General features: G+C 63.7%; 17 protein-coding genes. 14 read left to right on the top strand and 3 right to left on the bottom strand.

What is annotated here, in order from left to right; all coding sequences use genetic code 11:
• Positions 1–56 precede the first annotated feature (56 nt).
• A complete protein-coding gene (locus tag GXY33_18750; GenBank protein NLX07181.1) occupies positions 57–1,970 on the top strand; it encodes a hypothetical protein in 1,914 nt (637 codons plus the stop codon).
• Positions 1,971–1,975: 5 nt separating this feature from the next.
• On the opposite strand, the gene GXY33_18745 is transcribed toward GXY33_18750, so the two are convergent.
• The gene (locus GXY33_18745; GenBank protein NLX07180.1) at positions 1,976–3,202 is read right to left on the bottom strand and encodes a glycosyltransferase; all 1,227 of its coding nucleotides are present in this window, start codon (positions 3,200–3,202) and stop codon (positions 1,976–1,978) included.
• A 222-nt stretch (positions 3,203–3,424) separates the two neighbouring features.
• A complete protein-coding gene (locus GXY33_18740) occupies positions 3,425–5,755 on the bottom strand; it encodes a glycosyltransferase (GenBank protein NLX07179.1) in 2,331 nt (776 codons plus the stop codon).
• A gap of 290 nt (positions 5,756–6,045) precedes the next feature.
• On the opposite strand from GXY33_18740, the gene GXY33_18735 reads away from it, so the two are divergent.
• The 7 genes from GXY33_18735 (at position 6,046) to GXY33_18705 (ending at position 15,219) form a co-directional block, all read left to right on the top strand.
• On the top strand, positions 6,046–6,804 hold the full coding sequence (locus GXY33_18735; protein ID NLX07178.1) for a sugar phosphate isomerase/epimerase: 759 nt from the start codon (positions 6,046–6,048) through the stop codon (positions 6,802–6,804).
• 349 nt (positions 6,805–7,153) lie between these two features.
• A complete protein-coding gene (locus GXY33_18730; GenBank protein NLX07177.1) occupies positions 7,154–8,113 on the top strand; it encodes an ATP-binding cassette domain-containing protein in 960 nt (319 codons plus the stop codon).
• Positions 8,114–8,165: 52 nt separating this feature from the next.
• Entirely contained in the window at positions 8,166–8,885 is a 720-nt protein-coding gene (locus GXY33_18725; GenBank protein ID NLX07176.1) for an ABC transporter permease subunit, read from the top strand.
• Complete coding sequence (locus GXY33_18720) at positions 8,876–10,984, top strand: hypothetical protein (protein NLX07175.1); 2,109 nt, start codon at positions 8,876–8,878, stop codon at positions 10,982–10,984. Before GXY33_18725 ends, GXY33_18720 begins: the two co-directional genes overlap by 10 nt.
• Positions 10,985–11,039: 55 nt before the next feature.
• Positions 11,040–13,340, top strand: a complete 2,301-nt coding sequence (locus tag GXY33_18715) for a DUF4340 domain-containing protein (protein ID NLX07174.1) — start codon at positions 11,040–11,042, stop codon at positions 13,338–13,340.
• A 179-nt stretch (positions 13,341–13,519) separates the two neighbouring features.
• Complete coding sequence (locus GXY33_18710; protein ID NLX07173.1) at positions 13,520–14,458, top strand: methionyl-tRNA formyltransferase; 939 nt, start codon at positions 13,520–13,522, stop codon at positions 14,456–14,458.
• Positions 14,455–15,219, top strand: coding sequence for a formyl transferase (locus tag GXY33_18705; protein NLX07172.1), 765 nt, complete (start codon positions 14,455–14,457; stop codon positions 15,217–15,219). Before GXY33_18710 ends, GXY33_18705 begins: the two co-directional genes overlap by 4 nt.
• A 15-nt stretch (positions 15,220–15,234) precedes the next feature.
• On the opposite strand, the gene GXY33_18700 is transcribed toward GXY33_18705, so the two are convergent.
• On the bottom strand, positions 15,235–15,621 hold the full coding sequence (locus tag GXY33_18700; GenBank protein ID NLX07171.1) for a YjbQ family protein: 387 nt from the start codon (positions 15,619–15,621) through the stop codon (positions 15,235–15,237).
• A 125-nt stretch (positions 15,622–15,746) separates the two neighbouring features.
• On the opposite strand from GXY33_18700, the gene hslV reads away from it, so the two are divergent.
• The 6 genes from hslV (at position 15,747) to GXY33_18670 (ending at position 22,023) form a co-directional block, all read left to right on the top strand.
• On the top strand, positions 15,747–16,280 hold the full coding sequence (gene hslV / locus GXY33_18695; GenBank protein ID NLX07170.1) for an ATP-dependent protease subunit HslV: 534 nt from the start codon (positions 15,747–15,749) through the stop codon (positions 16,278–16,280).
• An 84-nt stretch (positions 16,281–16,364) separates the two neighbouring features.
• Positions 16,365–17,738 (top strand): ATP-dependent protease ATPase subunit HslU, encoded by a 1,374-nt coding sequence (gene hslU / locus GXY33_18690; protein NLX07169.1) that lies wholly within the window; start codon positions 16,365–16,367, stop codon positions 17,736–17,738.
• A gap of 5 nt (positions 17,739–17,743) precedes the next feature.
• A complete protein-coding gene (gene neuC, locus GXY33_18685; protein ID NLX07168.1) occupies positions 17,744–18,922 on the top strand; it encodes a UDP-N-acetylglucosamine 2-epimerase (hydrolyzing) in 1,179 nt (392 codons plus the stop codon).
• Between the two features lie 149 nt (positions 18,923–19,071).
• The gene (locus tag GXY33_18680) at positions 19,072–19,935 is read left to right on the top strand and encodes an HDOD domain-containing protein (GenBank protein NLX07167.1); all 864 of its coding nucleotides are present in this window, start codon (positions 19,072–19,074) and stop codon (positions 19,933–19,935) included.
• A 129-nt stretch (positions 19,936–20,064) separates the two neighbouring features.
• Positions 20,065–20,919, top strand: coding sequence for a hypothetical protein (locus GXY33_18675; GenBank protein ID NLX07166.1), 855 nt, complete (start codon positions 20,065–20,067; stop codon positions 20,917–20,919).
• A gap of 120 nt (positions 20,920–21,039) precedes the next feature.
• Entirely contained in the window at positions 21,040–22,023 is a 984-nt protein-coding gene (locus GXY33_18670; protein NLX07165.1) for an ABC transporter ATP-binding protein, read from the top strand.
• Positions 22,024–22,073: the final 50 nt, after the last annotated feature.

Raw genomic sequence — 22,073 nt, 5'->3', positions numbered from 1 at the left:
CACGGCGCAGGCTGTTCTTGTGCAGGGCCGGCACTTTCCTATGAGGAATCTCTGACATGAAGCGTGAAGGTCTCCGGGTGATCCTGACGGCGCTACTGATCAGCGTTACGACGGCCTTTGGCGCGGACCTGATGCCAAACGGCGGTTTTGAGGCTGCGCCGGTCGATGGCCGTATCGTCGGCTGGTCCTCGGTTTCCGTTGATGCGCTGGGGGCCGGTCGGCAGAGCGAGCGGGGGCTGATGATTTCGCAGGACGATTCGGGCGGCGTTCTGGCGTACGTTTCCGACGCCGTGGCGGTTCCAGAGGGCGTCAGGACGCTCTACGCTTCCGGTTTTGTGACCAACGCCAAGCGGGTTGGCGGTGAAGGCGGCCTGGTGCTTTCGCTGCTGTTCTTCGACGCCGACGACAGGCCGCTGGGCGAGAGCGTGATCGAGAAGACCAAGGAGACGCCGGACGTCTGGCGGAAGGTTCGGGCGGAGATTGCGCTGCCCGAGGGAACACATCACGTCCGGGTCTCATTCAAGCTCGACCATGTCAACGGAGCAGGGGGCCTGGACGATGTGGTTCTCGACACCGAGGACTTCGGCCGGGTGTCGGTGGCGTTCCACAACTACGACCACGTTCTGACCGCCGGCAATCCGGTCAGGTTCAGTCTGACCAGCACCCGGTCGACGACGGTCTGCGTCCGCGACTACGACGACCGGATTGTGCGGGAGATCGCGGTGGAGCCGGGCCGGCCCGCTGCGGTGGTCATGGAGAACGTCGATCCGGGCATCTACTGGCTGACGGATACGGAAGGGGCGTACATCGACGTGTTCGCCTCCGTCGTTCCCGTGCCCAAGCCGGCGGACTCGGAGCAGAGTCGTTTCGGGGTTCACTACGGCTACATCGACCGCGATCCCTCGTTCGTCAAGAGCCTGCTGGACATCTTCGAGAAGATCGGGGCGGTCTGGGTGCGGACCAACACGAACTTTGATACGGAGCGCGAGAGCTGGCCGCAGCGGGAGGCGTTCATTGACGGTATGCGAGCCCGCGGCCTGCAGAGCCTGACGTTCTTTGAAGACTACAATTTTCCGGAAGCGGCCAAGCCCCGCTGGAGCAGTCCGCTGACCCTGGAACTGGTTGCCTGGTACGCGTCGCACTATCGCGGCCGGGTCAGGTACCTTGAGGTCTGGAACGAGGCGAACGGCAACACCGTCGAGGAGTATTTTGCCTTTCATAAAGCCTTTCACCAAACGGTCAAGGCGGCGAACCCGGAGGCCCAGGTCGTTCAGACGGGCATCGCCTCGACCTCGTTCCTTGGCGAATGGGGAATGAAGTACATGGGCGCCGAGTTCCAGGACCGGCTTCTTGAGCTGGGCTGCGACCGGTACACCGACGTGTACAATCTGCACTTTTACCCGTGGCAGTGGCAGCCGGAGGAGATCATCGGGCAGTTTATGGCGGTGTATCGCCGGCACGGCGTGAGCAAACCGGTCTGGGTGACAGAGAACGGGATCGCGATGAACCTGACGAACCTGCCGCAGCAGCGGGCCGGCGCGGAATACCTGGTCCGGTCCGCCGTCACGTGCCTTTCGCTTGGGATCGACAAGTACTTCTGGTTCATCGCGTTGGACCATCCGGTGTGGGACTTCGGCTTGGTCGCCGGCGACGCGCGTCGGCCGAAAGCCGGGCTGGTCGCCTACGCCACAGCGGCCCGGATGCTCGACGGCACGGACTTCGTCAGCCGTCCGTCCGGCGGGACCGCACCGCTCCAGGCGTTCCGATTCCGCGGAGAGAATCGTGAGGTGTTCGTCCTCTGGAGCGATCGGCCCGGCGGCGTCGAGGCGGATTTGGGCACACTTGGACTCCCGGTGGGTGAAATCACAGCGGTCGATCTGATGGGCCGATCGCGAAGCGTGGATCGCAACGCCAAATTGACGGTGACGGCCCGGCCGCAGTTCCTCGTGATCAAGACGGTCGGCCGGTAGTTCGATCAGAACTCGACCGGCAGTTCGATCTTCTGGTGCGTCGTCTTGCCCTGACGGGCCAGTTCGTACGACTGGGCGTAGTGCCTGGCCACGACCGGCCAACTGACCACGTTTTCGAGGTAGACCCGCAGGTTCTGCGAGAGGGTGGTGCGAAGCTGCTTGTCCGAGGCGAGGCGGATCAGGTTCTGGCGGAGGGTCGGCTTGTTGGTAAACAGCAGCCCGCCCTGGCTCTCGATGGTCTGGGAGGTCAGCCCTTCCATCGGAGCGGTGGTGATGAAGGGCTTGTTCAGGGCGATGATCCGGGCCAGCGTGCCCGACTGCGTCTCATCCGTCGAGGGCAGCACGATGATGTCGCAGACCGCCATGACCTTGTAGTAGATCTCGCCGCGTGGGACGAATTCGAAGTAGTGGGCCATGCCGCGTTTTTCCAGAAGCTGGATGTGCTCCTTGTACTTCTGGTAATCGGGCAGGTGGTTGGGGTCGCGCCAGGTGCCGGCGGCGAGGAGGTCCCACTTTTCGCCGGTCCGGGCCTTGATCTCCTTGACGATCTGCTCCCACATGCTGGTCAGGATGTCCCAGCGTTTGTTCGACTGGATCCAGCCGACGAGGCCGACCAGATGGTCGGAGAGGTGGGTCTTGTCGAGGCCCAGTTCACGCTTGAGGCGCGGGATTTCCTCTTCGGGCCAGTAGCGGTCGGCCCGCGCGCCGTGCGGGACGATCATGATGTTTTTGGGCGCCCGCCATCCTCGCGACATGAAGTTCCAGTCGAGGCGCCATTTCTGGTAGGAGCACTTGAACAGGACGACGTCGGCCCGCTCGCACATGTCGTAGAGGAACTCGGCTTCGCGGTCGGTGAGGCGGCCGTGGACGGTGTGTGGCTCGACCACGGTGGGCACGTCGTTGATCGAATCCAGGAGATCGAGGAAGCCTTCGTTGTTGTCGCTGATTCCGCGATCATCGTGATATTCGTAGAGGCCGTACTCGTGTTCGATGTGAACCACGTAGGGCTGGAGTTCGCGGACCTTCTCGGCGACCGGTTTCCACCAGGTTCGCTGGCTCATGTCGATCAGCGGGATGACGCCCTCGCCCTGCCCGTCGGTATGGCTGATGACGATCACCGGTCGGTCCGGGACCTGCCTCTGGATGAATTCGCGGGCCTCTTCGCAGAACGTCCCGATGCCGCATTGTCGCGGCGGATAGCTTGAGATCATCACGATCGGGGCAACGGCCATTGCTCGCCCTCCGATTCCGTATCCTGTCTCTCTTGTTTATTTTCGGCCGATCGGCGGACACGGTTGCAACATAATCGCTCCCGGCGCCTGCGTCGGTCATCGCCCACCGAGGTTTCGCTTTGTGGCAGCGCCTCTGCGGCCTTCGCAACTTCTTCTAAGCTAATTATATGGCTAATCTTCGAAAAAAAGGGGAATTGTCGTCAAATCGCGAATCACTGGCCATCAGGACGGATTCTGAGAAATCGCGTTCATTGCGGCTTTCTCTTCATGGGTGTCACTGATCTGCTTTGAGACCATGTGCATTGAGGCGAGTGAGATCAGCCATGCCAACGTGGACTCGGCCCCCTGGTTCTGGTTCACTCCGGTGGGCACCAAACCGTCTCGGCAGCCTCCGGTTCGGAAATCGTAGACGGGCAGGTTCAGGTCGTTACGGCCCATGAACCACTCGAAGCACTTTCGGGCCTCCCGGAGCCACTGGAGGTCGGCTGTGACGTTGTAGGCCTCGATGCAGGCCCGGGCCAGGCACATGGCGTCGACCGGCTGCTGATCGAAGCGGGCGCGGTGGCCGCTGCGCTGGAACCAGCCGTTGTTGCCGATGATCGAAAGCTGGCCTTCGTCATTGGTCTGCACGTCGAGGAGCCACCGGAGGGACCGCAGGCCGGTCGTCAGCATTTCGTTGTCGGGCAGCCAGGGGCCGGCCAGGAGCAGGGCGTGAGGCAGTACGGCGTTGCAGTAGGTTACCTCGTCCTGGCACCAGAACCACTCGTCGGAGGCGTGTCGCTTGTACCAGCCCATCAAGGAACGGGCGAGTTTTTCGCGCACGGAGCGGATTTCGGTGTCCACGTTGAATCGGCGGAGGTAGCTGTGGATGCCCAGCAGGGCGAATCCGAGGGACCGGGGGTGGGTGAAGCTGGTCACCTGGGGCAGCGCGTCGTGGAACAGCATATTGGCCAGGGCCAGCAGCGAATGGTCGGGAGCGTCGGCCACCAGGTTGCCCAGTCCCCAGAGGGCTCGGCTATGGCTGTCCTCGGACCCGGCTCCCTGCTCGACCCACTTCAAGTCGTAGGTCAGGAAGTTGTGGAAGCGGCCGGTTTCGGGGCAGAAGGCGTGGTGGAGGAATCCCAGGTAGACGTGCATCAGGGGGATGATGGCGCTGTCCTCATAGAGCGACCAGTGCATGGCGGTGAAGACCATCGCGCGGGCGACGTCGTCGGTGCAATAGCCGTGCTGGCGTTCGGGCGTGGCGTACTTGGCGTGCTGGATGATGCCGACGTGGTCGGTGAGGGTGTGGAGGTGCTGGAGGTTGATTTCCGGCAGTTCGGAGAGCCGCCGGTCGTACTCTCGCGGCGTGACCACCGGTCGCGGGCGTTCCGGCCGCTGGGAGCAGACCTCGTTGGCGAGGTTGATGTAGTCGGCACCCACCTGTGACCAGATCATCCGGCGGGCGTACATGTAGGCGCGTTTTCTCATGGCGTGGCGTTCGACCTCATTGTCGAACAGCCAGAGGATTTCGCGGCTGAGGTCCTCGGTGCTGCCGAATTCGACGAGTTTACCCCGGCCGTCGGCCAGGAGTTCCTCGGCGTACCAGTAGGGGGTCGAGACGACCGCCTTGCCCGCTCCGATGGCGTAGGCCAGGGTGCCCGAGGTGATCTGCTCTCTGGCCATGTAGGGGGTCACGTAGACGTCGGCGGCGCCGATGTAGCGGCACAGTTCGTCGAGTTCGACGAACTTGTTGACGAAGACCACGTTGTTCTCGACGCCGAGTTCGGCGGCCAGGGACTTGAGCGAGTTGCGGTACTGCTCGCCGTATCGCCGCTTGACGTGCGGATGTGTCGCTCCGAGCACGACGTAGGCGAGGCGCGGGTATTTTTCGACGATCGCCGGCATGGCGCGGATCATGTTTTCGATGCCCTTGTTGGGGCTCAGGAGGCCGAAGGTCAGGATGGCCCGCCGCCCGGCCAGGTCGAGTTCATCCTTGTAGAAATTGGGGTCCACGAACGGGACGTCCGGAATGCCGTGCGGGATGAAGACGATTTTCTGTTCCGGCACGCCGTAGATGTCCATGAGCATCTGTTTGCCCTTGAGGCTCATCACGATGAGCCGCTCGCAGAAGCGGATGAGCCGCTGCATCGCCCGCTCGTATTCGGGAGCGGGTTTTTCCAGGACGGTGTGCAGCGTGGCCATCACGGGTTTGCGCAGGCGTTCCAGAAAGGTGTTGATGTAGGTTCCGCCCTCGCCTCCGCCGAAGATTCCGAACTCGTGCTGGATGACCACGACATCCACGGGCGAGATGTTGAGGTATTCCGCGGCCATGCGGTAGTCGCGGGCCATGTCGGCGCGGATTTCGAGGCGGACCTCGGGCGGATAGTCGTAGCCTTCGGGCACGTCATCCATGGCGACGGCAAAGACGCTCCCGCGGCCGTTGAGTTGCGTTTTGATGGAATTGCACAGATCGGCGGTGAAGGTGCCGATTCCGCATCGGCGCGGCACGTACGTGCCCAACAGGGCGATATTGATCGGTCTGGCATGACTGGCGGCAGAAGAATCCGGCATCGTTGTAGTTCACAGCCTCCACTGAAGTTACGTAGTGCGTGCCACCTCCTCGTTCACCCCGGAGGTGCTGTGTGAGGAATTATACCAGAGGGTGCAACGTTTGGCCAGTGACACTTTTGCTAGTTCTTAATAAGTATTGTTTGAGCCGCTGAGAGCCGGCGGTGAAGGGCGTCGAGACCCGGACGCTGCGGTTTTCTGTTGAATTCGCGCGATCGGGCCTTAAAGTAGCGTCCATCACCCGATTCCGCGGTGTGTGGTCGGGATCATGCAGAACCAGACAGGAGCAGACAATGGCCAAGCCGATTTCGCTTCAGCTTTACAGTGTTCGGGAGGAAGCCGCCAAGGATTTCCCCGGTGTTCTTAAGAGAGTGGCCGCGATGGGCTACGTAGGCGTCGAATACGCGGGCCTGCACGGTCTGTCGGCCAAGGAAGTGGCCAAGATCGTGGGCGATCTGGGTCTCAAGAGTTCCAGCGCCCACGTGGGTCTGCCGACGAGACAGACCATCGATCAGATGGCTGCGGACGCGGGTGCGTTGGGATACACCCACCTGATCGGTGGTTTCGGACCGGACGACATGAAGACGGAGGACTCGGTTCGGGCCTGTGCGGCCAAGCTGGCTGAGGGTGCCGATCTGGCCAAGTCGGTCGGCCTGAAGTTTGGCATGCACAACCACTGGTGGGAGTTTGATCGGCAGTTTGGCGGCCAGACGCCGTACGAGATCATCCTGTCCGAGGCGCCCAACCTTTTCAGCGAACTCGACATTTACTGGTGCTGCCACGGCGGGGCGGACAGTATCGGCGTGACCCGGCAGTGGGCGTCGCGCATTCCGCTGCTGCACATCAAGGACGGGGACCTGACCAATCCGCCGGTGCACAAGGCGGTCGGGGAGGGGAAGGTTCCGGTGCGTGCGACGGTCGAGGCGGCCGATCCGAAGGTGCTGGAGTGGCTGATCGTCGAGTTGGACAATTGCGCGACCGACATGATGGAAGCGGTGGCCAAGAGCGTCCGGTTCCTGGGCGAGTCGGGCATCGGGAGGGCGAGGAAGTAGCGAGGTCGGCGACCTGGCCGCGGGCCGGTCCGCGGTCGCGAGTCCGACCGCCCGAATCGCCCATGGCGACGCCACGCCATGCGTGTTTCGGCTGTTGCGGCGCGCGCCGGTCGTGGTGCGAATGGCGCGGCCAAGGCTTGACAATCCCGGACCGAACGTATATCAAATTGTAACGGCGCGGAACCTCTCCGCGTCGCAGGCGTATAACGCGTATACGACGAAGAGCGAATAGCGATTGCCGGTTGACGCAGACGGCAGGGAGCGGCGTACCATTGCACGGGGCCGGATTGGCGGCGCCGGGATTTCAGGTTTGGCGGAGTTCCAGCCGTCTTCAGTGGAGAGCTGCAGAATGATTGAAGTCAAGAATTTGACGAAGTACTACGGTCCGACGCTGGCGATCGACAACATCAGTTTTTCGATCGAGCAGGGCCAGATCGTCGGCTTCCTCGGTCCCAACGGGGCGGGCAAAACCACGACCATCCGCGTGCTGACCTGTTTCATGCCCGCGACCAGCGGTTCGGCGACCATCGCGGGGCACGACGTGTTCAGCGAGTCCCTGGAGGTCCGCCAGCGGATCGGCTATCTGCCCGAATCGGTGCCGTTCTATCCTGAGATGCGGGTCCGCGAGTATCTGCAGTTTCGCGGCCAGCTTCGCGACATGGAGAAGGGCAAGCTCAAGCAGCGGATCGGTTACGTGAGCGAGCGGTGCTGGCTCAGCGACGTGTTCAACCGCCCGATCGGTCAGTTGTCCAAGGGCTTTCGCCAGCGTCTGGGCCTGGCCGACGCCCTCCTCCACGATCCGGACGTGCTGATCCTCGACGAGCCGACGGTGGGCCTGGACCCGACTCAGATCCGGGCCACGCGGCAGTTGATCAAGGACCTCGGCGAGCGGCACACGATCCTGCTTTCGAGCCACATTCTGCCCGAGGTCGAGGCGGTCTGCAAGCAGACGATCATCATCTCCGGCGGGCGGATCGTCGCCAAGGGGAGCATTGAAGACCTTCGCCGGCAGATTCGCGAGCACTCGCGGCTGATCGTGGAGCTCAAGGGTCCCAAGGACTCCATCGAGTCGTCGATCCGCGGGATCGAGAGCGTCAAGTCGATCGACGTCACGCCGACCGACGGCTATCTGCGTCTGGCCATCGAGGTCGCGGAGCGCAGCGACCCGCGGGAACGGATTTACGAGCTGGCGTCTCGCAACAAGTGGTCGCTTCGGGAGATGCGGCTTGAGGTGGCCACGCTCGAGGACTTCTTCGTGCGTGCGGTGGCCCAGCAGGGGGCCCGTGCCGCGGCGGTCGCTGAGGCTTGAACCCGCGCGGGCGTTTCCTTTTGATGACGGTTGATTCGTGAGGTTTCCGGCTATGAACAGCAAAGTCTGGGTGTTGGCGAAAAGGGAGCTTTCGGCGTTCTTCTTTTCGGCCATTGCGTACGTGGTGCTCGGGGTGTTCCTCGCCGTTTCGGGCGTATTTTTCGCGGGGGAGATTTTCGGTCCCGGCAAGGAGGCGCAACTCCGGGACCTGTTTGACCGGCAGGCGTTCATTCTGGTGTTCATCATGCCGATGTTGACGATGCGTCTGCTCGCGGAGGAGTTCAAGTCCGGGTCGATCGAGGCGCTGATGACGGCTCCGGTCCGGGACTGGGAGGTCATCCTGGGCAAGTTTTTCGGGACGTGGCTGTTCTTTCTGGCCATGCTCGCGCCCACGCTGATCTACGTGCTGATCGTTCTGTTCTACGGTCCGGCGGACGTCTACCCGATTCTCAGCGGGTATCTGGGTCTGGTTCTGTTGGGCGGGTTGTTTGTCGCGGTGGGCGTGCTGACCAGCGCGATGACCCGCAACCAGGTGGTCGCTGCGGTGCTGGCGTTTCTGATCCTCAGCGCGTTCACGTTCCTGCTGCTGGGCATCACCTACAAGGTGACCGGGACCTGGCAGCGGGTGCTGATGTCGATCAACATTTATGAGCGGTTCGGCGAGTTTTCGCGCGGGCTGATCGACCTGAAGCATGTGGTGTTCTTCCTCAGCGCGTCCGCGGGCGTGCTGTTCGTAGCGGTCAAGATTCTGGAGTCCCGACGATGGCGGTAAACAGCCAAACGCAAACCAAACGGCGCCTGGTTTTCGGCGGCAACGTGGTCCTGGCGGTGTTGATCGTCTGGGTCCTGGTGGTGCTGGTCAACTTCGTGGCCGACCGCGCGGCCCCGCCGGCGGTGGACGTGACCAAGAGCGGCAAGTTCAGCCTGTCTTCGCGGACGACCAAGCTCATCGAGAACCTGGAGGAGCCGGTGGTCCTGACCGCTTTGTACCGCGTCGAGGAGATGGACGAGCAGGGCGAGGAGCAGAAGCGTCAGGTGGTCGACCTGCTTCGCCGCTACGCGGGCGTCTCGGGGCGGGTCAGCTACGAGGTGATCGATCCGCTGAAGGACACCGCGGCCAAGACGCGGCTGCTGCAGCGTCTGATCGAGAAGTACGGCGACGAGGCCGGCGGGCACAAGGGGATCGTGGAGCGGTTCAAGGAGGTCGGTCCGCAGATCGTCACCCTGCTGGACCAGGAGGTCAAGACGATCAACGAGGCGGCCCAGGCCAACCCGAAGATCAACAACAACCCCAACATCGTGGGGATCTACGTGCGGTTCACCCGCCTGCTCAACGATTCGCGGACGCTCGTCGAGCAGATCCATGAACTGATCTCGGGCGGGGACATTCCGCGTTACTCGGACGCCACGAAGCTCATCCAGGACCTTTACGACGGGTCCAAGGGCACGCTGGACGCCGCGGGCAAGTACCTCGCCGAGGACGGAGCCGCGATCGAGGGGCTCGATGAGAAGACGGCTGAGTTCTTCCGCGGCGCGTCCGAACGCTACCAGCCGCTGGTTGGGTCTCTGACCGAGCAACTCGATGAATTCACCGACCTGCCGAAGCTGGAACTCGAGGAACTCTACGACCAGGTCAGCGCCCGCAACGCCAAGACCATCGTGGTCGAAGGGCCGAGCAAGGCCAGGGTGCTGCCGTTCAACGACGTCTGGCAGATCTCCCGCGCCCCTCAGGGCCAGGACCCGACCGCTCCGGTCAACTATGACTTTAACGGCGAGGCCGCGGTCAGTTCGGCCATCCTCGCCCTGACCGCCAAGGAGCGCTCGGCCGTCGTCTTCGTCCACGCCGGACCACCCAGCCCGATCAAGCCCGGGTTCGGCGGCATGCGGATGATCGAGCCGCCGTTCGGCGCGGTCAAGGACAAGCTTGAAGAGGCCAACTTTGTGGTCGAGGAGTGGGACATGCTGGCCTCGGAGGCGCCGCCGGAGATACCCGACGCGACCCGGCGGGTCTACGTCGTCCTGCCGCCGCAGCCCCAGCAGCGCCAGGCGCCGGGCATGCCGCCGCAGGGCGGCTACGAACCGCAGCACGTCGAGCGGCTCTCACAGATTCTCGATGAGGGCGGTCGGGCGATCTTCCTGGTCCGGTTCTCGCCGGCCATGATGACCGGCCAGCCGTACCCCTTCGCCTCGATGCTGCAGGACAAGTTCGGGGTCAAGGTGGACCCCGACAAGCTGGTCATCCGGGTCTGGAACATCCGCGACCAGGTGATTCCGCGTCAGGAGATCGAACTGAACCGTTACGAGTCGCACCAGATCACCGAGCCGGTCGAGTCGCTGCCGAGCCAGTTCCAGATGGCCGTCCCGATCACGGTGGCTGAGAAGCTGCCGGAGCACGTGACCGTCGATCCGCTTATCCGGGTGGACGCCGGCACGGACAACGTCTGGGCTGAAGAGAATATTTTCATGCTCATGCAGCAGGGCTTCACCGAGAAGGACGAGCAGGACACCAAGCCGCCGTTCGACCTGGCCGTCGAGGCTGAGAACAGCGAGACCGGGGCCAAGGTGGTCGTCTTCGGCAGCGCCGAGTTCGCCATCAACGACGTGGCCAACCAGACGCAGATCGTGTGGATGGGCAACCGTTTCGTCCAGGTTCTGACCAATCCGGCCAACCTGGAGTTGGTGGCCAACAGCGCGTTCTGGCTCAACGACAATGAGAACCTGATCGCGGTCGGGCCGCGGCGGTCTGACGTGCAGCGGATCGGACCGATCTCGGAGTCCGGCATGATCGCCTGGAAGGTCTTCTTCTGGGTTGCGTGGCCGTTGGCCGCTCTGGTGGCGGGCGGGGCGGTGTGGCTGGTCCGGCGCAAGTAGGTTCGCCGGCCGGCGGGCGGCCGGCGGCGGTTGTTTGGGAGGAGTGCACGGCACTATGAGTTTCAAGACTACACTGACGTTGCTGGTGGTCCTGATCGTTCTGGTCGGAGCGAGCTGGTATCTGGGCGTGTTCGCCCCGCCGCAGGATGACAAGACACCGGTCTCCGAGGCCCCGACGGTCGACGCCCGCGAGCAGATGCTGATCGCGCCTAAGCTCGAGGACGTGAGCCGGATGACCCTGGAGGTCAAGGGCCGCGGCAAGGTCGTGTTCCAGAAGCAGGACCAGAAGTGGACGATCGTCGAGCCGGTCGAGGTCGCCGCGGTGTCGTGGGACGTCAGCGACCTGGTGACGGCGTTCCAGGACGCCAAGAAGCTGCGGAGTTTTACTCCGGGGGCTGAAGGGGAGTTGAGCCTCGAACAGACCGGGCTGGCCGAGCCGTCGATGGTGGTGACCCTCGAAGGCGACCGGACGCTGACCCTCCAGATCGGCAAGAACGTCGTGGCGTCCGAGAACACCTACGTCAGGACGGGCGACTCGGAGCCGATTGCCGTGGTCGACGTCGATTTGCGCGAGAAGATCAAGAAGGACCTGAAGGAATACCGCGACAAGCGGCTCTGGGAGCCCAACAAGGACAAGGTCGCCGAACTGGTCTACACCGATCAGGCCGGTACGGAGTACAAGTTCGTCAAGACGGATGGCAAGTGGGTGATGACCTCGCCCATGCGGGCCCCGGTCGAAAAGGACACGATCACCAAGGCCATCGACACGGTGACCTGGCTCAAGGCTGAGGAGTTTGCCGAGGACCAGCCGGAGCAGCTTCAGATGTACGGCCTGGCCGAGCCGAAGTGGCGGGTCGTCGTGACCACGGTCGAGGAGGTCAAGCCCGAACCGAAGGAAGGCGAAACCCAGCCGGCCGACACGCAGCCGACGACCAAGCGCACCGATTACGTCGTGCTCGTTGGCAATCCCGCGGGTCTGGACTCCAAGCAGACCTACGCCAAGCTCGCCGATCGCCCGTGGGTCGTGACGGTCAAGCAGGAGGACCTCGGAAAGATCATTCCCGACCTGCAAGCCTGGCGCGACAAGAAGCTCATCGACGCCGCCGTCGCCGAGATCAACCACGTCGAGATCGCCCAGCCGGAAGGCGATGTGGTGCTCGACAAGAAGCAGGGAACCTGGACGCTGGTTCAGGGCGATCAGACGCTTGCGGTCGATAGTTCGGCGGTGGACGGCCTGCTGAACAAGCTGACCGAACTCAAGGCCGCCAGTTTCGTCGATCAGCCGACGGGCGAACAGGCTCTGGACAACCCGCAGCGCCGGATCAGGATCGTGGCTGAGGGCAAACTCGAACCGGTCGAGATCGCGGTGGGCGAAACCACGCCCAGCGGCCTCTACCGCTACGCCCAGCGGGTCGGTCTCGACTACCTCTTTGCCGTCCCGGAAGAGACGCTCCAAGCCGTTTTCAAGCCGGCGATCGCCTATCGCGATCGCAAGGTGCTCAACTTTGACGTGGACAGCGCCGTCGCCTTCGAAGTCCGCCGCGAGGATCGCACGTACCGTTTGGAGTGGCGGGAGGCGGGCGGCTGGCGGGTGGCTCAGCCGGTGGACGCCGAGGCCGAGCAGAAGGCGGTCAAGGACCTGATCATGGCCCTGGCCACTCTCCAAGCCGACAGCTACGTCGATACCGATCATCTGAACCGATACGGCCTCGACGAGCCGGATATCACCGTTGTCGTCACCACCGAGCTTGAGGACCAGGCGCCCACCACGGCGCCGGCCACCGCACCGACCACGCAGACCCAGCCGGCCGGGCGGCAGTACACGCTGCTGGTCTCGCGTCGCGACGGGAAGGTTTACGCCACCGTCGCCGATCAGACGCCGGCCCTGGTCGCCCAGGTCGGCCAGCAGCTCTACGATGATTTGTCGGCTGAGCTGGTGCGGCGGTCGATCTTTACCGGGCTCTCAAAGTCCGATGCCGGCAAGCTCACCATCCAGCGGGCTGAGAGCACCCTCGAATTCGTCAAGGACGGCGATCAGTGGCGATACCCAGCCGATCCGGTGGTCCAGATCGACGGAACCAAGGTGGAAAAGGTCATCGCCGCCATGGCCGAACTGAAGGCCAAGCGCTACGTCTCGTTCGATCCGCAGGACGCCGACAAGTATGGTCTGGAGACGCCGCACATCACGCTGACGGTTGAAGAGGCCGACGGCGAAACACACGGGCTGGACGTCGCCCGTCAGGCCAAGACCGGCCGCTACGCCCAGGCCGCCACCGGCGAGAATCGCTGGGTCTTCACCATCGAGACCGCCGACGTGGACAAGCTCGACGAAGAGCTCAAGGACTTCGTCAAATAACAACGACTTCAAGCGACTTGCGAACGCGATCGGGGCGCGGCCGACCAACCGTGCCCCGATCTCTTTTTAGCGGACGGTAGGCCTGTCTGGCGGCTCGTCGGATCGGCGATGCGGCTAATCGCCGACGCCGTCAACCGCCGATAAGACGGGTAAGCGGTATCCGAACCCAGGAGAGCCCCGTGATCCCGAAACTCGCCTTCGCCGGCGGACTGCGATTGAGCTGGTACTGCCTCAAGGCGCTCTGCGAAGAGGGCATCGTACCCGAGGTCGCCTTCGGCTACGATCCGTCGCTGAGCCACCGCAGCGGCTACCGCGATCTGGGCGATCTCTGCGAACGGTACGGCATCGCGCTTCACCGCATCCGCGACATCAACACCGACCTGGTGGCTGACGAAATCCGCACGTGGCGGATCGACCTGCTGTGCGTCTGGAACTGGTCGCAACTGGTCAAGGAGCCGATCCTTTCGCTGCCGAGCCAGGGGTGCCTGGGCATGCATCCGACCCGCCTTCCCCTGGGCCGCGGCCGCGCGCCTATACCCTGGTCGATCATCCACGGCCTGCGGGAAAGCGCCATCAGCATCTTCTTCCTGACGCCCGGCGTGGACGACGGCGATCTGGTTCACCAGGAGCCGTTTTCCATCGGCGAGGACGAAGACGCCGCCAGCCTCTACGGCCGGCTCGAAGCACTGCACGTCCAGGCCGTTCGTACGTTCTGTACGCTGCTGCGCCGCGGACCGCTTCCGCGAACGCCGCAGGACCACAGCCGGGCGACTTACTGGCCCAAGCGCCGGCCGCAGGACGGCGTGATCGACTGGAGCAAATCGACCGCCGATCAACTCCGCTGGGTTCGCGCCCTGACCGATCCGTATCCCGGCGCGTTCAGCTTCGTTGACGGCCGCAAGTTTTTTATCTGGCAGGCGGCGGCGCGATCGGAGTCCGGCAAACCCGGCGCGATCGTCGGCGAGGCCGACTCCGGGAATGCCGTCGTCGCCACAAGCGATGGAGCCATTGAGGTGCTGGTTGCCCAGGCCGAAGGCGAGGAACGCCGGTCGAGTCGCGAGCTGCTGGCCGACGGCCGGTGGCGGATTGGATCGACCTTCACCGGAGCGGTCGCATGAAGGTTCTCTACCTGGCCAACAACTACCTCGGCTGGCGGATCGGACAGGTCCTCAAGGAGCAGGGCGACGAGGTTGTCGGCTTGGTCGCCCATCCGCCGGATCGGGCCATGTTCCGCGACGAGATCGTCAGCACGTTCGACCTTCCCGCTGAGCGCGTCATCTCGGCCCCTACGATCAACGACCCGGCGACGCACGATCGGATTCGCCAGTGGCAGCCGGACGTCCTGCTCTCGGTCCTGTTCGACTATATCCTGAAAGCCGATACGCTGGCTCTGGCGCCGCGCGGGGTGGTGAACCTGCACAATTCGTACCTGCCGTACAACCGCGGCAATTTCGCCAATGTCTGGTCGATCATCACCCGCACGCCTGCCGGAGCGACGCTGCACTTGATGGACGAGGGCATCGATACCGGTCCGATCATCGACCGGATCCAAGAGCCCGTCGATCTCAAGGACACCGGCGAGACGCTGTATCGCAGGATCGAAATCGCCGCTGAGGCCCTGTTCCGCCGCGCCTGGCCGAAGTTCCGTGCCGGCGAGTTCGCTCCCATCGAGCAAAAGCACCTGACGCCGACGCCCACATGGAAGAAACGCGACGTCGAGAAGATCGACCCGATCGACCTGGACAGGACCTACACCGCCCGGGAGTTGATCGACATCCTTCGCGCCCGGACCTTCCCGCCCCATTCCGGAGCGTACATCGAGGAGGGCGGCCGCAAGGTGTACCTTCGCCTTCAACTGCTCGACGAAGACGAACTCTGAGCGGTCTTGCGCGGCTCAGATCGCCTTCACGTGCAGTTTCCGCGAGCGCGGGCCGTCGAACTCGGCGAAGAAGATTCCCTGCCAGGTGCCCAACACCAGCTCGCCGCCTTCGACTGGCACGAGCAGCGACTGGCCCATCATGCTCGATTTGATATGGGCGTCGCTGTTGCCCTCGCCGTGGCGGAAGTTGGCAGATTGCGGCACCAGTTTCTCCAGGTGGTTCAGGATGTCCGCGGGCACCGAGGGATCGGCGTTTTCGTTGATCGTCACGCCGGCTGTGGTGTGCGGCACGAACACCAGCACGCCTTTGGCGTCCTTGGCCTTGCGCGCCACCTGGGCCACCCGGTCGGTCACGTCCTGCAATTCGCAGCGTTTGGTCGTTTTGATCTGCAGCGTTTCCATCGCGTCCTCCTGAATCGTATCGGTCGCCCTGCGCTTCCGGTCTCCTGTATCTATCCGCGTTTGTCCTTGCCGTCAAGGCGTCGACGGCTAGAATACGATCGAAGCGAGTGCGATTGGAGGCTGCAATGAAGACCCGTTCCACCACGATCCTCACCGTCCGCCGCGCCGGCCAGGTCGCCATGGGCGGCGACGGCCAGGTCACTCTTGGCGAGATGGCGGTCAAGCATGATTCGGTCAAGGTCCGCCGCGTCGGCGAGGGCCGGGTGCTGTGCGGGTTTGCGGGCTCAGCCGCCGATTCGATGGCTTTACTGGAACGCTTCGAGGACCGGCTCAAGGAGTCGAAGCTCAACGTTCGCCGGGCCGCGATCGAACTGGCCAAGGAGTGGCGGACGGACCGCGTGCTGCGGCGTCTTGAGGCCATGCTGGCGGTCGCCGACGCCGAGGTCTCGCTGATCGTTTCGGGTGGAGGCGACGTGATCGAGCCGACCGACGGGATCATCGGCATCGGTTCCGGCGGCGCGTACGCGTCCGCCGCGGCCCGCGCTCTGCTGCGGCACACCGAGCTCGACGCCCGGAGCATCGTCCAGTCGGCCCTCGAGATCGCCGGCGACCTGTGCATCTACTCCAACCGCACCATCACGATCGAGACGCTGGCGTAGCCGGCGACGGCGAAGGCGGCTGACAAGCCGTCACGCTCGCGAGTATAATTCGCAGGGACACCACTGCATGCGGAAGGGCAACCGATGGCCGAGAAGATAGACCAGATCCTCAGCAGCTACGTAGCCGACCAGAGCCTGACGCCAAGCCGGACGGTGGCCGAACTCGACAGGCACATCATCGGCCAGGCCGAGGCCAAGCGGGCGGTCGCCGTCGCCCTGCGCAACCGCTGGCGGCGTCTGAAGCTGCCCGACGAGGTCGCCCGGGACGTGGGGCCCAAGAACATCCTGATGATCGGGCCGACCGGGGTCGGCAAGACTGAGATCGCCCGGCGGCTGGCCGGACTGGTCAAAGCCCCGTTTATCAAGGTCGAAGCCACCAAGTACACCGAGGTCGGATACCACGGCCGCGACGTGGATGTGATGATCCGCGACCTGCTCGAGATGGCGATTCGCATGGTCCGGGACGAGTTCGCCGACCAGATCGCCGAGCCGGTCGACCGCCAGACCGAGGAGCGGCTGCTCGACTGCCTGCTGCCGCGTCCCCGAACCGGCGAGTCGGAGGAGGCGTCGCGCGAGCGGGCCGAGCGGACCCGCGGCAAGCTCCGCGATCAGCTCCGTGCCGGGGCCCTGGAGGACAGCCTCATCGACGTGTCCGTCGAGGAGAAGGCCGTTCCGCTGGGCATGTTCACCCCGATGGGCCTCGATCAACTCGACGCCGAGTTTCAGGGCATGTTCGACAAACTCCTGCCGACCCGCACGCGGGCCCAGAAGCTGCCTGTCCGCGACGCCCGCAAGATCATCCGCGCCCAGCAGCTTGAGGCCATGCTCGACCGCGAGAAGATCACCACGCTGGCCATCCAGCGGACGGAAAACACCGGCATCGTCTTTATCGATGAGATCGACAAGGTCTGCGGCCCCGAGTCCAAGCACGGCCCGGACGTTTCGCGCCAGGGCGTGCAGCGGGATCTGCTGCCGATCGTCGAAGGCACCACCGTCACCACGCGGCACGGCATGGTGCGGACCGACCACATCCTGTTCATCGGGGCCGGGGCGTTCACCCGTTCCAAGCCTTCGGACCTGATGCCCGAGCTTCAGGGGCGCTTTCCCATCCGCGTCGAGCTGGGCGATCTGAGCCGCGACGATTTCGTCCGCATCCTCACCGAACCGCAGAACGCCCTGATCCGCCAGCAGGCGGCCCTGTTGGCGGCGGAGAACGTCGAGGTCACGTTCCGGCCGGACGCCATCACCGCGATGGCTGAGATCGCCTTCAAGGTCAACCAGACCGTCCAGAACATCGGCGCCCGGCGGCTCTACACCATCGTCGAGAAGGTCATGGAGGACTTGAGCTTCAGCGCTCCTGAGCGCGCCGGCGAGAAGGTCGAGATCGACGAGGCCTATGTCCGCGAGCGCCTGGCCGATATCGCCCGCGATGAGGATCTTTCCAAGTTCATCCTGTAGAAACCATGGCGGAAAAGCGTCGCAAAAGGCGGATCTGCGTTCTGACCGGCACCCGGGCCGAGTACGGCCTGCTCACCTCGCTGCTGAAGGCCGTCGACGACCATCCGTGGCTGGCGCTCGATCTGGCGGTGACGGGAATGCACCTGCTCGAGGAGTTCGGACATACCCGCGACGACATTGCCGCCGACGGCTGGGAAATCGCGTTGTCGATCCCGATCTACAGCGGCAAGGACGCCCGCGAGGATCTCGGCCCGGCACTGGCACGGTTGATCGAGACCCTCAGCCGCTGGCTGGTTCGGCGCGAGACGGACGTTCTGGTGGTTCTCGGCGACCGGCTTGAGGTCTTGGGCGGGGCGTGCGCCGCCCTGGCCGCTGGGGTTCCGGTAGCCCACCTCCACGGCGGCGAACTGGCTCCGGGCGAGTTGGACGACCGCATTCGCTTTGCCGTCTCGAGCATGGCCAACCTGCACTTTGTGGCCACCGCCGCCGCCCAGAGGCGTCTGCTTCGCCTGGGTGAGAGTCGCGACGCCGTGTTTCGCGTCGGAGCGATCGGCCTCGATCATATCTACCGCTTGAAAAAGGAGTTCCGTCAAACCAATCCCGCCGAGGTCAAGGCCTTTTTCGGTCTCGATCCCGACCGGCCCATGCTTGCCATCGTTGGCCATCCCTGCGGGTTCGGCACCGATGGCGAGTATCGAAACATGCAGACCGTGCTCTCAGCCCTCAAGGGTGAGCAGGGCATTATTATCGGACCCAACACCGATCCCGGCCATAGCGGCATCACGCGGGCCATTCGGGAGTTCCTCAAGGGCCCCTCCGGCCGCCGCGACTGGAAGTTTTTCGCAAGCCTCGAAAGGACAAGGTATTTACAGGCGATCTGGGCCGCTGACGCCCTGGTCGGCAACTCCTCCAGCGGCATCCTGGAGGCCAACGCCCTCGGTACCGCGGTGGTCAACATCGGTCCCCGCCAGGAGGGTCGCGAGCGAAACGGCAACACCATCATCGACGTCGATTACGACGCCGGACGGATCGCGAAGGCCGTAGGGGAGGCCATCGCCACCTCGCGGGCCCGCCGCGTCCGCCCCAGCCGGGCGTTTGGCACGGGCGATACCGGCCGCCGGATCGCCGAGACGCTCGCCAAGGTTTCCTTCGACCGCCGGATGCGGGTCAAGCAGTTCCGCTGATTTCCATTGCCGGACAAACACTTCCACTTACTCAATGTCACTGATAAGTCCCACTTCTACCTAAAGTGGGCGGATGGTCTGCCGACAACTGTTATGGCGGTAGTGACGCATTCCGAGGTACTCAGGACACGGGAAACAAGGAAACAGATATGACAACCCTGGCAACGGATAGTCAGGCGTGCGTTGCGCAGGCCATTCAGAAGGTGACCCAGATCGCGACCCTTCCGGAGATCACCGCCAAGATCATCCAGGTGGTTGAGGATCCCAAATCGTCGGTCAAGGATCTCCACGAGATCATCAAGCACGACGTTGCCCTCTCAGCCAAGATTCTCAAGGTCGTCAACTCCGCCTTCTACGGTCTGCCCCGCCAAGTCGGCTCGGTGGACCGGGCCATCGTGCTGCTGGGGCTCAGCACCGTTAAAAACATTGCCATCGCGACCTCGATCACCAAGTTGTTCCGCGGCCAGCGGTTAGCGACCAAGTACAGTCCCAAGGACCTCTGGGCGCACAGCCTGGCCACGGGCGTGTTCTGCAAATTGATCGCTGAGGCCCGCGGCTTTGAGAATCCCGATGAGATTTTCGTGGCTGGGCTTATGCACGATATCGGGATCGTTGTCGAAATGCAGGTTTTTTCGAATCAGCTTTGCGAACTGATCGACTCGGCGAGCGAGAAGGGCACCGCCCTGTGTGAAGCCGAGATCGCCGCCCTCCAAGCCGACCACCAAGCGTTCGGAGCGGGGTTGTCGGTCAAGTGGAAGTTCCCGTCCATGTTCCAGCTTGCCACGGGCTATCACCACGAACCGATGAAAGCGTCCGCTCCGGGCCAGATCGTCGCCGCGATGGTTCATGTCGCCGAGGTGATGGCGTGCCACAAGGAAATCGGCTTCTGCCTCGAAGGAACCGATGTCCAGGAAGAGGCCCTTGAGTTGGTTGAGCTGCCCGATGAGCGGCTCGAGGAGTTGCTCGGCGCGTTCGATGAGAAGTATGCCGCGGTCGAATCCGTGATGAACTGACCGTCGCTGAGTTTGGGTTCTGGAGTCCGGGCATTCGGCCTCCTCTCCGATCGTCTTTCCACGACGGACTTGCCGTTAGCGCGTCCGCACGCTACAAATGCACACCGTCCATCATGACAGGAGCATTTGATGAGCGATTCGAGAGTCTTCCATCCGATCGGCGTCTGGTTTGAGGGACGGCCGGACTGGGCGGGCAGTCCCGCCGAGCCCGCCGCCGCTGCGGTTTACTACGACCGGTGCTTCGCCGACCTTGCCGCGCACGGGGTCAACGCCGCGGTGGTCACCAATACGCCCGTGCCGCTGCGGACGACCATTCTGGCCGCCGCCGATCGGCAGGGCCTGAGGATCGTTCTCGACCTGCCGGAGTTCCACCCCGCCATCCGAGGCGACGGGCCGATCGACGAGGCGGCGGTTCGAGCCGAAGCACGAAAGACGGTCCAGACACTGGGTGTCCATGATTCGCTCCTGGCTTACCAGATATATGATGAGCCGGAGAATCGCATGGTTCGCAACTGGCTGGCGGTCCGCGATATCTTCGCTGAGCTCGATCCGGTCCGGCCGCCGTTCTCATGCTTCTGCCGCGCGGAGTCGCTGGGCTTGGTGACCGCCCGAACGGATCTTCCCCAAGCCGTTTTCGATATCTATCCCCTGAGACCGGATACTTTGGAGAACGACCTGACCGAGTTCGACTCCACCCTCGCCGCGTTCAGAGACGCCGCTCGATGCAATCCGATGTGGGTTGTGCTTCAATCCTTCGCCAAGAAGGACTTCTGGCGCTACCCGACGTTCGAGGAACTGCTGGCCATGGCCGACCGGTCGCTGACCGCTGGAGCGGAGGGCTTGTTCTTCTTCCTCTACCAGTCGCTGCCGAACCATCCGGAACAGCTCGAAGGCCTGCTCGACAATGAGGGCCGGGAGACGCCGCTCTACCGTGGCGTCGGTGAGGCCGCGTCCGAATTGCAGCGTCGTTTGAATGGAGCATAGGCGAAATTGCCCTGCGCTCTTGCCGCCCGATGAGTCGTGCGTATACTTTAGGTACGCCGCTGGTGGGCGGGCGAGGTCCGCCGCTTTGGACGGCGCAAGTTCCTGCAGATTGGATGCGACGTGCCGGCAGAAACGCTCCTGAAGGTTCAGAACCTCAAGAAGTACTTTCCGCTCAAGGGCGGCGTCCTGGGCCGCACGCGCGGCTACGTCCACGCGGTGGAGGACGTCAGCTTCTCGATCGCGCCGCGTGAGACGTTCGGGCTGGTCGGGGAGAGCGGCAGCGGCAAGACGACGGTGGGGCGGACTCTCCTGCGGCTGATCGAGCCGACCGCCGGCGTGGTCGAATTCGAGGGGGTGAACCTGGCCTCGCTGTCGCCGGCTGAGCTTCGCGGGTACCGCAAGCGGATGCAGATCATCTTCCAGGACCCGGCCAGTTCGATGAACAGCCGGTTGACCGTCGAGCGGATCGTCGGCGAGGGCTTGATCCTGCACAAGATGGTCCGCGACCGCAGCGAGCTCCGCGAGAGGGTCGGAACGCTTCTGGAGCAGGTGGGCCTTTCACGCTCTTACATGGGCCGCTATCCGCACGAATTCTCCGGCGGTCAGCGCCAGCGGATCAGCATCGCCCGGGCCCTGTCGGTCGGGCCGTCGTTCGTGGTGGCTGACGAGCCGGTCAGCGCCCTGGACGTTTCGATCCAGTCGCAGATCCTTAATCTGCTGGCGGACCTGCAGAGCCAATATGGCCTGAGCTACCTGTTTGTGGCCCACAACCTGGCGGTGGTCGAGAATTTCTGCGACCGCGTGGCCGTGATGTACCTTGGCCGGATCGTCGAGCAGGCTTGGTCCGAGGAGCTCTACCGCCGGCCGCTGCACCCCTATACGCAGATTCTGATCGCGGCCATTCCCGAACCGGACCCCAACGCCCGCAAGGAGCAGGTCCCGGTCAAGGGGGAGCCGCCCAGTCCGGTCAAACCGCCGCCCGGTTGTCCGTTCCATCCCCGCTGTCCGCTGACGGTGGACAAGTGCCGCCAGGAAAACCCGCCGCTGGTTCCGCTCTCGGACAATCCGGAGCACCTGGTGGCCTGCTGGGTCAACTGGCGGTAGGATGGCCCGTGTAAATGTGTGTAGATTATTAATCGTAAATGCTATGAGTT

The organism is Phycisphaerae bacterium (assembly GCA_012729815.1).
Taxonomy (GTDB): Bacteria; Planctomycetota; Phycisphaerae; order JAAYCJ01; family JAAYCJ01; genus JAAYCJ01.
Note: the sequence above shows the minus strand (reverse complement) of the source record. Positions and strands in the feature narration are given on the sequence as shown.